This window comes from Burkholderia sp. MR1-5-21 (assembly GCF_053427715.1).
In genome coordinates, this window is the sequence record NZ_JBSAXD010000011.1 from 131,102 (window position 1) to 144,390 (window position 13,289).

Below are 13,289 nucleotides of genomic sequence, written 5' to 3' on the forward strand. Positions count from 1 at the left end.
ACAACGCGCACCCGACAACACCGGAGACACGAATGGACACGCCAACGCTCAAGAAAAAGCTCGGCCTGAAGGACCGCTACGCGGCGATGACGCGCGGCCTCGGCTGGGAGACGACCTACCAGCCGATGGACAAGGTCTTCCCGTACGACCGCTACGAGGGCATCAAGATCCACGACTGGGACAAGTGGGTCGACCCGTTCCGCCTGACGATGGATGCGTACTGGAAATACCAGGGCGAGAAGGAAAAGAAGCTGTATGCGGTGATCGACGCGTTCACGCAGAACAACGCGTTCCTCGGCGTGACCGACGCGCGCTACATCAACGCGCTGAAGCTGTTCGTCCAGGGCGTGACGCCGCTCGAATACCTCGCGCACCGCGGCTTCGCGCACGTGGGCCGGCATTTTACCGGCGAAGGCGCGCGCATCGCATGCCAGATGCAGTCGATCGACGAGCTGCGGCACTACCAGACCGAAACGCACGCGATGTCGACGTACAACAAGTTCTTCAACGGGTTCCATCACTCGAACCACTGGTTCGATCGCGTCTGGTACCTGTCGGTGCCGAAGTCGTTCTTCGAGGATGCGTATTCGTCTGGGCCGTTCGAGTTCCTGACCGCGGTGAGCTTCTCGTTCGAATACGTGCTGACGAACCTGCTGTTCGTGCCGTTCATGTCGGGCGCCGCGTACAACGGCGACATGTCGACCGTCACGTTCGGCTTCTCCGCGCAGTCGGACGAGTCGCGCCACATGACGCTCGGCATCGAGTGCATCAAGTTCCTGCTCGAGCAGGACCCCGGCAACGTGCCGATCGTGCAGCGCTGGATCGACAAGTGGTTCTGGCGCGGCTACCGGCTGCTGACGCTCGTCGCGATGATGATGGACTACATGCAGCCGAAGCGCGTGATGAGCTGGCGCGAATCGTGGGAGATGTACGCGGAGCAGAACGGCGGTGCGCTGTTCCGGGATCTCGCCCGCTACGGGATACGCGAGCCGAAGGGCTGGCAGGACGCGTGCGAAGGCAAGGACCACATCAGCCACCAGGCATGGTCGACGTTCTACGGCTTCAACGCGGCGTCGGCGTTCCATACGTGGGTGCCGACCGAGGACGAGATGGCGTGGCTCGCCGCGAAGTATCCGGACTCGTTCGACCGCTACTACCGGCCGCGCTTCGAGCACTGGGGCGAGCAGGCGAAAGCCGGCAACCGCTTCTACATGAAGACCCTGCCGATGCTGTGCCAGACCTGCCAGATCCCGATGCTGTTCACCGAGCCCGGCAACCCGACAAAGATCGGCGCGCGCGAATCGACCTACCTCGGCGACACGTTCCACTTCTGCAGCGACCACTGCAAGGAGATTTTCGACCACGAGCCGCAGAAGTACGTGCAGGCGTGGCTGCCCGTGCACCAGATCTACCAGGGCAACTGCTTCCCGCCCGATGCCGATCCGGCAGCCGTTGGCTTCGATCCGCTTGCTTCGGTGCTCGACTACTACGAGGTGGGCATGGGCCGGGACAACCTCGATTTCGAAGGCTCGGAAGACCAGAAGAACTTCGCGGCATGGCGCGGCCAGGCCACGAGCAACTGACCCGCAGGAGACAAACATGGCTGTCGTTGCGCTCAAACCCTACGACTTCCCGGTAAAGGACACGGTGGACAGGTTTCCCGCACCGCTCCTTTACGTGTGCTGGGAAGACCACCTGATGTTTCCGGCGCCGTTCTGCCTGCCGCTGCCGCCCGACCTGCCGTTCGGCGCGCTCGCGAAGGACGTGCTGCCACCCGTCTACGGCTACCACCCGGACTTCGCGAAGATCGACTGGGATCGCGTCGAGTGGTTCCGGTCCGGCGAGCCGTGGACGCCGGACGCGTCGAAGAGCCTGGCCGGCAACGGCCTCGGGCACAAGGACCTGATCAGTTTCCGCACGCCGGGCCTCGACGGCCTCGGCGGCGCGAGCTTCTGACCGTCACCTGCACGAACGCCGGCCGCCTGCGTGCGGCCGGCATTCCGGAACATGGGCACATCATCATGAGCCACCAACTTACGATTGAGCCGCTGGGCGTCACGATCGAGGTCGAAGAAGGACAGACGATGCTCGACGCGGCGCTGCGCCAGGGCATCTACATCCCGCACGCGTGCTGTCACGGCCTGTGCGGCACCTGCAAGGTCGCGGTGCTCGACGGCGAGACCGACGTCGGCGACGCGAACCCGTTCGCGCTGATGGATTTCGAGCGCGAGGAGGGCAAGGCGCTCGCGTGCTGCGCGACGCTGCAGGCCGACACGGTGATCGAGGCGGACGTCGACGAGGATCCGGACGCGGAGATCATCCCGGTCAAGGATTTCGCGGCCGACGTCACGCGCATCGCGCCACTGACGCCGACGATCAAGGCGATCCGCCTGAAGCTGTCGCAGCCGATCCGCTTCCAGGCGGGCCAGTACGTTCAGCTCGAAATTCCCGGGCTCGGGCAGAGCCGCGCGTTCTCGATCGCGAACGCGCCGGCCGACGTCGCGGCCACCGGCGAGATCGAGCTGAACGTGCGCCAGGTGCCGGGCGGGCTCGGCACGGGCTACCTGCACGAGCAGCTTGCGGTCGGCGACCGCGTGCGGCTGGCGGGTCCATACGGCCGCTTCTTCGTGCGCCGCTCGGCCGCGCTGCCGATGATCTTCATGGCCGGCGGCTCCGGGCTGTCGAGCCCGCGCTCGATGATCGTCGACCTGCTCGACGGCGGCGTGACCGCGCCGATCACGCTCGTCTACGGCCAGCGCAACGCGAGCGAGCTCTATTACCACGACGAATTCCGCGCGCTCGCCGAACGGTATCCGAACTTCACGTACGTGCCCGCGCTGTCCGACGGCGCGGCGGACGCGCACGGCGGCATCGCGCAGGGCTTCGTGCACGACGTCGCGAAAGCGCATTTCGACGGCGACTTCTCCGGGCATCAGGCGTACCTGTGCGGACCGCCCGCAATGATCGACGCGTGCATCACCGCGCTGATGCAGGGGCGCCTGTTCGAGCGCGACATCTACCACGAGAAGTTCATCTCGGCGGCGGATGCGCAGCAGACCCGCAGCCCGCTGTTCCGCCGGGTGTGACATGGACGCGGGCAGCGCGAAGGCGACGGTGACGATCGTGCGGACCGACGAGCGCTATGCGTGCGCGGCCGGCGAATCGCTGCTCGCCGGGATGGCGAAGCTCGGCCGGCGCGGCATTCCGGTCGGCTGCCTGAACGGCGGTTGCGGCGTCTGCAAGGTGCGCGTGCTGCGCGGCACGGTGCGCAAGCTCGGGCCGGTCAGCCGCGCGCACGTGAGCGCCGACGAGGAGGAGGACGGCTACGCGCTCGCCTGCCGCGTGGCGCCGGACGGCGACGTCGAACTGGAAGTGGCCGGCCGCCTGAAGAAGCCGTTCTTCTGCGGATCGGCCTGCACGGCGGCATTGAATTTCAACAAGTGAATCTGGAGGAGACACATCATGGGTGTGATGCGTATTGGCCATGTCAACCTGAAGGTGATGGACCTGGATGCGGCGCTGCGTCACTACATACGCGTGCTCGGGCTGCAGGAGACGATGCGCGACGCGGCCGGCAACGTGTACCTGAAGTGCTGGGACGAATGGGACAAGTATTCGCTGATCCTCAGCCCGTCCGACCAGGCGGGGCTCAAGCATGCCGCGTACAAGGTCGAGCACGACGCCGATCTCGACACGCTGCGGCAGCGCATCGAAGCGTACGGGATCGCGACCGAGATGCTGCCGGAAGGTGCGCTGCCGTCGGTCGGCCGCCAGCTGCGTTTCCTGCTGCCGAGCGGCCATGAGCTGCGCCTGTACGCGCAGAAGGAGCAGGTCGGCACCGCGGTCGGCTCGCTGAACCCCGACCCGTGGCCCGACGACATCCCGGGCTCCGCCGTGCACTGGCTCGACCACTGCCTGCTGATGTGCGAGCTGAACCCGGAGACGGGCGTGAACCGCGTCGAGGAGAACACGCGCTTCATGGCCGCGTGCCTCGACTTCCATCTGGCCGAGCAGGTGATGGTCGGCCCCGGCAACACGATCCAGGCCGCGACCTGGATGTTCCGCAGCACGACGCCGCACGACATCGCGTTCGTCGGCGGTCCGCGCAACGGGCTCCATCACATCGCGTTCTTCCTCGACGACTGGGCCGACGTGCTGAAGTCGGCCGACGTGATGGCGAAGAACAAGGTGAAGATCGACGTCGCGCCGACGCGGCACGGCATCACGCGCGGCACGACCATCTACTTCTTCGATCCGAGCGGCAACCGCAACGAGACGTTCGCGGGCCTCGGCTATCTCGCGCAGCCCGATCGTCCGGTCACGACGTGGACCGAGGAGGAGCTCGGCCGCGGGATCTTCTTCCACTCCGGCGAATTGAACGAAGCGTTCACGACCGTCTACACCTGATCGACAAGGAGCGAAGCGTCATGGCCCGGAACCCGACCATGCAGAGCGTCGACACGCGCGTGATCGACTGGCCCGCGGCGTCGCGCGCCGCGCAGGCAGCGGCCGAGGCCGCCGAGCGCCTCGGCGTGCGCGTGAATGTCGCGATCGTCGATGCGGCCGGCCTGCTTGCCGCGTTCGTGCGGATGCCCGGCGCGCCGCTGCATTCGATCGACATCGCGATCGACAAGGCGTACACGGCGGCGAGCTTCGGCTTACCGACCGGCCGCTGGCACGATGCGCTCGCCGAACATTCGGCCGCCGTGCGGCAAGGGCTCGTATTGCGTGCGCGCTTCGTCGCGTTCGGCGGCGGCTTGCCGATCGTCGAGGGCGGCCGGCTGATCGGCGGGATCGGCGTGTCGGGCGGCAGCGAGGCGCAGGACGAGGCCTGTGCGACGGCGGGCCTCGACGCGGCCGGTTTGTCCGGCCCGTGACGGGTCGCGCACCGCGATGTGCGCATTCTTTACGACTGAACTGATCCACGACAATCGGCAGACTTCATCATGTACGACAACGATACTGAAACGACCGCCGCGACTCGCGGCCCCGCCGGCGGGCAGCCGGAGGTGCGGCAGATCCGCCATTTCATCGACGGCGAATACTGCGCCGGCGAGCGCTGGTTCGACAAGCGCTCGCCGCTCGACAACACGCTGATCGCACGCGTCGCCGAAGCCGGCCGCGCCGACGTGGATGCCGCCGTGCACGCGGCGCGCGCCGCGCTGTCGGGCCCGTGGGGCGGGCTGACGGTCGCGCAGCGCGTCGACATCCTCTACGCGGTGGCCGACGGCATCGAGCGCCGCTTCGACGATTTCCTCGAAGCGGAAGTGGCCGACACCGGCAAGCCGATGAGCCTCGCGCGTCATCTCGACATTCCGCGCGGCGCCGCGAACTTCAAGGTGTTCGCCGACGTCGTGAAGAACGTGCCCGGCGAAACCTTCGAGATGGCGACGCCGGACGGCGCGGGCGCGCTCAACTACGCGATCCGCCGGCCGGTCGGCGTCGTCGGCGTGATCTGCCCGTGGAACCTGCCGCTGCTGCTGATGACGTGGAAGGTCGGGCCCGCGCTCGCGTGCGGCAACACGGTGGTCGTGAAGCCGTCGGAAGAGACGCCGCAAACGGCCGCGCTGCTCGGTGACGTGATGAACGCGGCGGGCGTGCCGCGCGGCGTCTACAACGTCGTGCACGGCTTCGGTCCCGGTTCGGCCGGCGAATTCCTGACGACGCACCCGGGCGTGAACGCGATCACGTTCACCGGCGAGACGCGCACCGGCGCGGCGATCATGAAGGCGGCCGCCGACGGCGCGCGGCCCGTCAGCCTCGAGATGGGCGGCAAGAACGCGGCGATCGTGTTCGCCGACTGCGATTTCGACGCGGCCGTCGAAGGCACGCTGCGCTCGTGCTTCGCGAACGCGGGGCAGGTGTGTCTCGGCACCGAGCGCGTGTACGTCGAACGTCCGCTGTTCGAGCGCTTCGTCGCCGCACTGAAGACCGGCGCGGAGCGGCTGCGGCCGGGCCGGCCGGAAGCCGACACGACCGGCATCGGGCCGCTGATCAGCCAGGAGCACCGCAACAAGGTGCTGTCGTACTACCGCCAGGCGGCCGAACTCGGCGCGACCGTCGTGACCGGCGGCGGCGTGCCCGACATGCCGGCCGACCTGCGCGACGGCGCATGGGTGCAGCCGACGATCTGGACGGGCCTCGGCGACGATTCGCCGATCGCCCGCGACGAGATCTTCGGGCCGTGCACGCTCGTGATGCCGTTCGATTCCGAAGCCGAGGTGATCGGCCGCGCGAACGCGAACGCGTATGGCCTCGCGACCGCGATCTGGACGCGCAACCTGTCGCGCGCGCATCGCGTCGCCGCGTCGATCGACGTCGGCCTCGCGTGGGTCAATTCGTGGTTCCTGCGCGACCTGCGCACGGCGTTCGGCGGCGCGAAGCAATCGGGCATCGGCCGCGAAGGCGGCGTGCATTCGCTCGAGTTCTACACCGAGCTCCGCAACGTCTGCATCAAGCTCTGACATCACGTTAATGACCGGATGACACATATGGACTCCACATTGATTACCACGCTCGGCGACAAGCTGTACGACGCGATGACGTCGCGCACGCCGATCGCGCCGCTGACGTCGCAGCACGAGGACCTGTCGGTCGACGACGCGTACCGGATCCAGCAGCGCTTCGTGCAGCGCCGCCTGGACGCGGGAGAAACCGTGATCGGCAAGAAGATCGGCGTCACGTCGAAGGCCGTGATGGACATGCTCGGCGTGTACCAGCCCGACTTCGGCTATCTGCTGTCGGGAATGGTGTTCGGGGAAGGCGAATGCATCCCGCTCGACACGCTGATCCAGCCGAAGGCGGAAGGCGAGATCGCGTTCGTGCTGAAGCGCGACCTCATCGGCCCGGGCGTGACGAACGCGATGGTGCTCGCCGCGACCGAATGCGTGATGCCGTGCTTCGAGATCGTCGATTCGCGGATCCGCGACTGGAAGATCAAGATCGGCGACACCGTCGCGGACAACGCGTCGTGCGGCGTGTTCGTGCTCGGCGACAAGGCGGTGAGCACCCGCAGCGTCGATCTCGCGACCTGCGGGATGGTGCTCGAGAAGAACGGCGACGTGATCGGCACGGGCGCCGGCGCGGCCGCGCTCGGTTCGCCGGTCAACGCCGTCGCGTGGCTCGCCAATACGCTCGGCCGGCTCGGCATCCCGCTGAAGGCCGGCGAGGTGATCCTGTCCGGCGCGCTGGCCGCGATGGCGCCGGTCGGGCCCCGCGACAACTTCCGCGTGTCGATCGGCGGGATCGGCGCGTGCTCGGTGCGGTTCGCGTGAGCGGCCCCCATTCCATTCACTGGCAGACAAGGACATCCCCATGACCCGGAAAATCCGTTGCGCGCTGATCGGCCCCGGCAACATCGGCACCGACCTGCTCGCGAAGCTGATGCGCAGCCCCGTGCTCGAACCCGTCTGGATGGTCGGCATCGATCCCGACTCAGACGGCCTGAAGCGGGCTCGCGAACTCGGCCTGAAAACGACCGCCGACGGCGTCGACGGCCTCGTGCCGCACGTGCAGGCCGACGGCGTGCAGATCGCATTCGACGCGACGAGCGCGTACGTCCACACGGAGAACAGCCGCAAGCTCAACGCGCTCGGCGTGCTGATGATCGACCTGACGCCGGCCGCGATCGGCCCGTACTGCGTGCCGCCCGTCAACCTGCGGGACCACATCGGCAGCGGCGAGATGAACGTGAACATGGTCACGTGCGGCGGCCAGGCGACGATCCCGATGGTGCGTGCGATCTCGCGCGTGCAGCCGGTCGCGTACGGCGAGATCGTCGCGACCGTGTCGTCGCGCTCGGTCGGCCCCGGCACGCGCAAGAACATCGACGAGTTCACGCGCACCACGGCCGCGGCTGTCGCGCAGGTCGGCGGCGCGAAGCAAGGCAAGGCGATCATCGTGATCAACCCCGCCGAGCCGCCGCTGATCATGCGCGACACCGTGCACTGCCTGACCGAAGACGAGCCCGACCAGGCGCGCATCGTCGAATCGGTGCACGCGATGATCGCCGACGTGCAGCGCTACGTGCCCGGCTACCGCCTCGTCAACGGCCCGGTGTTCGACGGGCGGCGCGTGTCGGTCTACCTCGAAGTGGAAGGGCTCGGCGACTACCTGCCGAAATACGCGGGCAACCTCGACATCATGACGGCCGCCGCCGCGCGCACGGCCGAGATGTTCGCCGAGGAACTGCTGGCGGGCCGCCTCGCGCTGGCGCCGGCCGCGCAGGCCGTGGCCTGACGCCGGTGCGCGCATTCCCACGATCGGACGAAAAGGAACGGCAATGAATCTCAAAGGCAAACGAATCACCGTCCACGACATGACGCTGCGTGACGGCATGCACCCGAAGCGTCACCAGATGACGCTCGACCAGATGCGCGCGATCGCGAGCGGACTCGATGCGGCCGGCGTGCCGCTGATCGAGGTCACGCACGGCGACGGCTTGGGCGGCTCGTCGGTCAACTACGGCTTTCCGGCGCACAGCGACGTCGAATACCTCGGCGCCGTGATCCCGCTGCTCAAGCGCGCGAAGGTGTCGGCGCTGCTGCTGCCGGGCATCGGCACCGTCGACCACCTGAAAGAGGCGCATGCGCTCGGCGTGCACACGATCCGCGTCGCGACGCACTGCACCGAGGCCGACGTGTCGGAGCAGCACATCGCGATGGCGAGAAAGCTCGAGATGGATACGGTCGGATTCCTGATGATGAGCCACATGAACAGCCCGGAAGGGCTCGTCAAGCAGGCGAAGCTGATGGAGTCGTACGGCGCGAACTGCATCTACATCACCGATTCGGCCGGCTACATGCTGCCCGACGACGTGAAGGCGCGTCTGCGCGCAGTGCGCGACGCGCTGCAACCCGGGACCGAACTGGGCTTCCACGGCCACCACAACCTCGCGATGGGCGTCGCGAACTCGATCGCGGCGATCGAGGCCGGCGCGAACCGGATCGACGGCGCGGCGGCGGGCCTCGGCGCCGGCGCGGGCAACACGCCGCTCGAGGTGTTCGTCGCGGTGTGCGAGCGGATGGGGATCGAGACCGGCGTCGACGTGTGGAAGATCCAGGACGTCGCCGAGGATCTCGTCGTGCCGATGATGGACTTCCCGATCCGCGTCGACCGCGACGCGCTGACGCTCGGCTATGCGGGCGTGTATGGGTCGTTCCTGCTGTTCGCGAAGCGCGCGGGCGAGAAGTACGGGATACCGGCACGCGACATCCTCGTCGAGCTCGGCCGGCGCGGGATGGTCGGCGGGCAGGAAGACATGATCGAAGACACCGCGCTTACGCTCGCGAAGGCGCGCGCGGCGCAAGCGAAGCAGGAGGCGGCATGAATCTCACGACCGACATCGTCGACGCGCTGGCCACGCATCTCGACGACTGCGTGCGCGACGCGCGCGACACGCCGAAGATCACCGACGCGCATCCCGATATGGACTGGGACGACGCATACGCGGTCCAGGACGCGATCCGCCACCGGCAACTGGCGCGCGGCGCGCGGATCGTCGGCTACAAGGCCGGCCTGACGTCGCACGCGAAGATGCGCCAGATGGGCGTCGATACGCCCGTGTTCGGGTTCCTGACCGATACGTACGCGCTGCCCGACGGCGGCGAATGCGACACGGCCGCGCTGATCCATCCGAAGGTCGAGCCGGAGATTGCGTTCGTCACGAAGGCCGAGCTGAAGGGCCCCGGTTGTCATATCGGCGCGGTGCTCGCCGCGACGGATTTTGTTGTCGCCGGCATCGAGGTGATCGACAGCCGCTACCGCGATTTCAAGTTCGACCTGAAGAGCGTGGTGGCCGACAACACGTCGGCCGCGCGCTTCGTCGTCGGCGGCCGGCCGCTCGCAGTGGATGGCGTCGACCTGCGCACGCTCGGCGTCGTGCTCGAGAAGAACGGGCAGCGGGTCGCGTTCGGCGCGGGCGCGGCCGTGCTCGGGCATCCGGCCGCCGCGATCGCGATGCTTGCGAACCATCTCGGCGCGCGCGGCGAGTCGATTCCCGCGGGCAGCGTGATCCTGTCGGGCGGCATCACGGAGGCGGTGGCCGTCGAGGCCGGCGACAACGTGACGCTGCGCGTGCAGGACATCGGGTCGGTCGGCCTGCGTTTCATCTGACGAGGAGGCAATCGTGCCGGTAGCTCATCTATACATCCTGGAAGGCCGCGACGACGAGAAAAAGGAACGCCTGATCGCGGAAGTCACGGACGCGATCCATCGCTCGCTTGACGCGCCCGTCGAGTCGGTGCGCGTGATCATCACCGAGATGCCGAAGGCGCACTTCGGGATCGGCGGTCAGAGCGCCAAAAAACGCGGGCGCTGATGCGCGCTGCATACGACAGGAATCGATTGGAGAGCGTCATGTCGACCAACCCTGAAATCGGCCGCCGGATCGCGGCCGGCGGTATCGAAACGAACTATCACGACCTCGGCGACGGCCCGCCCGTGCTGCTGATCCACGGCTCGGGGCCGGGCGTGACGGCCTACGCGAACTGGCGGCTCACGATGCCCGCGCTCGCGCGGCAGTTCCGCGTGATCGCGCCCGACATGGCCGGCTTCGGCGAGACCGAACGGCCGGCCGGGTACCGGTATTCGATGGAACACTGGGTCGACCATGCGCTCGGCCTGCTCGATGCGCTCGATGTCGAGCGCGCACATGTGGTCGGCAACTCGTTCGGCGGCGCGCTGGCGCTTGCCCTCGCGATCCGGGCGCCCGCGCGCGTCGGCCGGCTCGTGCTGATGGGCGCGGCGGGCACGCGCTTCACGCTGACCGAAGGCCTCGACGCGGTGTGGGGCTATACGCCGTCGATCGCGAACATGCGCGCGCTGCTCGACATCTTCGCGTTCGATCGCGCGCTCGTGAACGACGAGCTCGCGAAGCTGCGCTACGACGCGAGCGTGCGGCCCGGCTATCAGGAAGCGTTCGCGAACATGTTTCCCGCGCCGCGGCAGCGCTGGGTCGATGCGCTCGCGAGCGACGACGCGAAGCTGCGCGCGTTGCCGCACGACACGCTGATCGTCCATGGGCGCGAGGATCGCGTGATTCCGCTCGAGAGCTCGCTGAAGCTGCTCGAGCTGCTGCCGAACGCGCAACTGCACGTGTTCGGCCGGTGCGGGCACTGGACGCAGATCGAGCATGCGGCGCGCTTCAACCGGCTCGTGATCGATCACTTCAGCGAGTAGGCGGCAAGGCCGTCACGTACCGGACGATCGGGTGCGTGACGGCAGTGGAAGGATTCGGCTTCAAAACCATAAGAAATCCATTCAGTAGAACGAATATTGGAGACATCGATGAAACGGAAGGCTGCATTCGGGTTGGTCTCGCTCGCCGCGTGCGCGGGCATTACGTTGAGCACCGGCGCGTGGGCGACGGAGGGCGGCGGCGACACGATCGGCGAGGGCGCCGAGGCGTTCTTCGCGGGCGCGTTGCCGCCGGCCGGCCTGTATGGCCTCCTGTACTACACGCACTACCATGCGCCGCGGTTCAACGATTCGCACGGCAACGGCTCGGTGCCGGGCTTCAAGCTCGATGCGGACGTGTTCATTCCGCGCGTGGTGTGGATGTCGAACCTGTCGCTGCTCGGCGGGCGCTACGGCGCGTATGCGGTGCTGCCGATGGAGCATCTGACGCTCGACGCGGGCGGTGCGTCGTTCGATCGCACCAATCTGGGCGACCTGATTGTCAGCCCCGCGCTGATCGCGTGGGGCTCGGGTGCGCTGCGCACCGTTGCCGCGGTCGAGTTCGTGTTTCCGACGGGCCAGTACGACTCGCACGCGGCACTGAACACCGGCAAGAACTACTACACCGCGCGGCCGGTTTTCGGTGTGTCGTGGCTGCCGAACGACAAGGTCGAGGTATCCGCGAAGTTCACGTACAGCTTCAACTCGCCGAACAACGACACCCGCTATCACTCGGGGAACCTGTTCCACTTCGACTATTCGGCGAGCTACGCGGTCACGCCGGCGGCGCGCGTCGGGATCTCCGGGTACTTCGTCAAGCAAACCACGGACGACATGCAGAACGGGCAGCCCGTCGCGGGCGACGGGTTCAGGGGCCAGACGTTCGCGATCGGGCCCGGGTTCCGCTATCAGTTCAGCAAGATCAGCCTGGAAGCGCGCGTCGTGAAGGAGTTCTTCGTGCGCAACCGGCCGGCCGGGGAGGCCGTGTGGGCGAAGGCCGTCATACCGTTCTGACGGCGGCGAGTCGATGGGGACGCCACCGAGAAGCCACGGGGATGCGGCGGTGAGCGGTGGTGAGCGACGGCGAGCGACGGCGCGCGACGGCGGAGCGGCGAAGTCAGGCCGCCCCGCCGTTCCGGCGGGCTTCGTGACGCGATGCGTTATCGCGCCTGCTCCGAAAGACGCGGGAACAGCGCAAGCGCGTTGCCGTGGTTGATCGACGCATGCTGGTCCGCGCCCAGCGCGTCATAGGCATCCTGCGCGGCGGTGAACGACGTGCTGACGGCCGCAGGGGCATACGGGAAATCGCTTCCGTACAGCACATGGCCGGGTTTCGCGAACGCGGTGAGGCTCGGCAGCGCGGACGGCGACGACAGCGCGGTATCGAAGTAGAACGTCCGCATCAGCTCGAGCAGCCCGTCACGGGACGGAGCGTCGTCGCGCACGCCGGGCGCGATTTCCGCGAAGCGGTACGCCGCGTACGGCAGGAAACCGCCCGCGTGCGACAGGATGATGCGCACGTTCGGGTGCCGCGTGATCACGCCGTTGAGCACGATCTGGAGCGCCGCGCGCGTCGTGTCGAACGGATAGTCGAGGAGCGGGCCGGGCATCCCCGGCAAACCGTCGATCGCGGGCTTCGCGGGGTGGATGAAGACCACCGCGTGGCGGCGATCGAGCTCCGCCCACACGGGTTCGAAGGCCGGATCGCCGAGATAGATGCCGCCGTAGTTGCTGAGCAGCACGACACCGTCCGCGTTCAGCACGTCGAACGCGTGGCCGATCTCGGCCAGCGCGCCATCGACGTCCGGCAGCGGAAGCGTTGCGAAATGGCCGAAGCGGGTCGGCCATTTCTCGACGAGGCCGGCTGCGTATTCATTCACCTTCCGCGCCATGTCGCGCTTCGCCTGGCCGCTCCAGCCCTGCACGCCCGGCGCCGTCAGCGACAGCACGCCGGTCTGGATCTGCAGCGAATCCATGAAGTCGCGCGCATTGTCGGGGCGCCACACCGGCATGCCCCAGCCGGACGGATCGCCGCCGTGCGACGGCAGCGCGTCGGCCCAGAACGGGGGCACGACATGTTGATGGACATCGATTCGACGGCGGGTGGTCATGGT

15 protein-coding genes are annotated in these 13,289 nt (G+C 67.6%); 14 read left to right on the top strand and 1 reads right to left on the bottom strand.

All coding sequences use genetic code 11. The annotated features are described in order from the left end of the window. Positions 1–32: 32 nt before the first annotated feature. The 14 genes from ACV229_RS17140 to ACV229_RS17205 all read left to right on the top strand — a co-directional run bounded on the left by ACV229_RS17140 (position 33) and on the right by ACV229_RS17205 (position 12,189). Positions 33–1,583: an aromatic/alkene/methane monooxygenase hydroxylase/oxygenase subunit alpha gene (locus tag ACV229_RS17140; RefSeq protein ID WP_448084293.1), complete on the top strand. Its 1,551-nt coding sequence runs from the start codon at positions 33–35 to the stop codon at positions 1,581–1,583. Positions 1,584–1,599: 16 nt separating this feature from the next. Next, positions 1,600–1,956 (top strand): phenol hydroxylase subunit P4, encoded by a 357-nt coding sequence (locus ACV229_RS17145; RefSeq protein ID WP_448084294.1) that lies wholly within the window; start codon positions 1,600–1,602, stop codon positions 1,954–1,956. A 65-nt stretch (positions 1,957–2,021) separates the two neighbouring features. Then, the gene (locus ACV229_RS17150) at positions 2,022–3,086 is read left to right on the top strand and encodes a 2Fe-2S iron-sulfur cluster-binding protein (RefSeq protein WP_448084295.1); all 1,065 of its coding nucleotides are present in this window, start codon (positions 2,022–2,024) and stop codon (positions 3,084–3,086) included. A 1-nt stretch (position 3,087) separates the two neighbouring features. Beyond that, positions 3,088–3,444 carry a 2Fe-2S iron-sulfur cluster-binding protein gene (locus ACV229_RS17155; RefSeq protein ID WP_448084296.1) on the top strand — a complete coding sequence of 119 codons (357 nt, stop codon included), beginning with the start codon at positions 3,088–3,090 and terminating at the stop codon, positions 3,442–3,444. Between the two features lie 18 nt (positions 3,445–3,462). Next, on the top strand, positions 3,463–4,407 hold the full coding sequence (locus ACV229_RS17160) for a catechol 2,3-dioxygenase (protein ID WP_448084297.1): 945 nt from the start codon (positions 3,463–3,465) through the stop codon (positions 4,405–4,407). A 20-nt stretch (positions 4,408–4,427) separates the two neighbouring features. Further along, positions 4,428–4,877: a GlcG/HbpS family heme-binding protein gene (locus tag ACV229_RS17165; RefSeq protein WP_448084298.1), complete on the top strand. Its 450-nt coding sequence runs from the start codon at positions 4,428–4,430 to the stop codon at positions 4,875–4,877. A 69-nt stretch (positions 4,878–4,946) separates the two neighbouring features. Beyond that, a complete protein-coding gene (locus ACV229_RS17170) occupies positions 4,947–6,464 on the top strand; it encodes a 2-hydroxymuconic semialdehyde dehydrogenase (RefSeq protein ID WP_448084299.1) in 1,518 nt (505 codons plus the stop codon). A 27-nt stretch (positions 6,465–6,491) separates the two neighbouring features. Further along, on the top strand, positions 6,492–7,274 hold the full coding sequence (dmpE, locus tag ACV229_RS17175; RefSeq protein ID WP_448084300.1) for a 2-oxopent-4-enoate hydratase: 783 nt from the start codon (positions 6,492–6,494) through the stop codon (positions 7,272–7,274). Positions 7,275–7,314: 40 nt separating this feature from the next. Further along, a complete protein-coding gene (locus ACV229_RS17180; RefSeq protein WP_448084301.1) occupies positions 7,315–8,238 on the top strand; it encodes an acetaldehyde dehydrogenase (acetylating) in 924 nt (307 codons plus the stop codon). A 43-nt stretch (positions 8,239–8,281) separates the two neighbouring features. Beyond that, positions 8,282–9,328, top strand: a complete 1,047-nt coding sequence (gene dmpG, locus ACV229_RS17185; protein ID WP_448084302.1) for a 4-hydroxy-2-oxovalerate aldolase — start codon at positions 8,282–8,284, stop codon at positions 9,326–9,328. Continuing rightward, positions 9,325–10,113 carry a 2-oxo-3-hexenedioate decarboxylase gene (dmpH, locus tag ACV229_RS17190; protein ID WP_448084303.1) on the top strand — a complete coding sequence of 263 codons (789 nt, stop codon included), beginning with the start codon at positions 9,325–9,327 and terminating at the stop codon, positions 10,111–10,113. Before dmpG ends, dmpH begins: the two co-directional genes overlap by 4 nt. A 13-nt stretch (positions 10,114–10,126) precedes the next feature. Next, the gene (locus ACV229_RS17195; protein WP_448078820.1) at positions 10,127–10,318 is read left to right on the top strand and encodes a 2-hydroxymuconate tautomerase; all 192 of its coding nucleotides are present in this window, start codon (positions 10,127–10,129) and stop codon (positions 10,316–10,318) included. A gap of 38 nt (positions 10,319–10,356) precedes the next feature. Beyond that, entirely contained in the window at positions 10,357–11,178 is an 822-nt protein-coding gene (locus tag ACV229_RS17200) for an alpha/beta fold hydrolase (protein WP_448084304.1), read from the top strand. A gap of 108 nt (positions 11,179–11,286) precedes the next feature. Continuing rightward, positions 11,287–12,189 (top strand): SphA family protein, encoded by a 903-nt coding sequence (locus tag ACV229_RS17205; protein WP_448084305.1) that lies wholly within the window; start codon positions 11,287–11,289, stop codon positions 12,187–12,189. A 146-nt stretch (positions 12,190–12,335) separates the two neighbouring features. On the opposite strand, the gene ACV229_RS17210 is transcribed toward ACV229_RS17205, so the two are convergent. Further along, complete coding sequence (locus ACV229_RS17210) at positions 12,336–13,286, bottom strand: amidohydrolase family protein (protein ID WP_448084306.1); 951 nt, start codon at positions 13,284–13,286, stop codon at positions 12,336–12,338. Positions 13,287–13,289: the final 3 nt, after the last annotated feature.

What these genes read in the sequence shown, in the direction of transcription:
- ACV229_RS17140 (WP_448084293.1), top strand. Translation starts at nt 33, where the DNA reads ATGGACACGCCAACGCTCAAGAAAAAGCTCGGCCTGAAGGACCGCTAC.
- ACV229_RS17145 (WP_448084294.1), top strand. Translation starts at nt 1,600, where the DNA reads ATGGCTGTCGTTGCGCTCAAACCCTACGACTTCCCGGTAAAGGACACG.
- ACV229_RS17150 (WP_448084295.1), top strand. Translation starts at nt 2,022, where the DNA reads ATGAGCCACCAACTTACGATTGAGCCGCTGGGCGTCACGATCGAGGTC.
- ACV229_RS17155 (WP_448084296.1), top strand. Translation starts at nt 3,088, where the DNA reads ATGGACGCGGGCAGCGCGAAGGCGACGGTGACGATCGTGCGGACCGAC.
- ACV229_RS17160 (WP_448084297.1), top strand. Translation starts at nt 3,463, where the DNA reads ATGGGTGTGATGCGTATTGGCCATGTCAACCTGAAGGTGATGGACCTG.
- ACV229_RS17165 (WP_448084298.1), top strand. Translation starts at nt 4,428, where the DNA reads ATGGCCCGGAACCCGACCATGCAGAGCGTCGACACGCGCGTGATCGAC.
- ACV229_RS17170 (WP_448084299.1), top strand. Translation starts at nt 4,947, where the DNA reads ATGTACGACAACGATACTGAAACGACCGCCGCGACTCGCGGCCCCGCC.
- dmpE (WP_448084300.1), top strand. Translation starts at nt 6,492, where the DNA reads ATGGACTCCACATTGATTACCACGCTCGGCGACAAGCTGTACGACGCG.
- ACV229_RS17180 (WP_448084301.1), top strand. Translation starts at nt 7,315, where the DNA reads ATGACCCGGAAAATCCGTTGCGCGCTGATCGGCCCCGGCAACATCGGC.
- dmpG (WP_448084302.1), top strand. Translation starts at nt 8,282, where the DNA reads ATGAATCTCAAAGGCAAACGAATCACCGTCCACGACATGACGCTGCGT.
- dmpH (WP_448084303.1), top strand. Translation starts at nt 9,325, where the DNA reads ATGAATCTCACGACCGACATCGTCGACGCGCTGGCCACGCATCTCGAC.
- ACV229_RS17200 (WP_448084304.1), top strand. Translation starts at nt 10,357, where the DNA reads ATGTCGACCAACCCTGAAATCGGCCGCCGGATCGCGGCCGGCGGTATC.
- ACV229_RS17205 (WP_448084305.1), top strand. Translation starts at nt 11,287, where the DNA reads ATGAAACGGAAGGCTGCATTCGGGTTGGTCTCGCTCGCCGCGTGCGCG.
- ACV229_RS17210 (WP_448084306.1), bottom strand. Translation starts at nt 13,286, where the DNA reads ATGACCACCCGCCGTCGAATCGATGTCCATCAACATGTCGTGCCCCCG.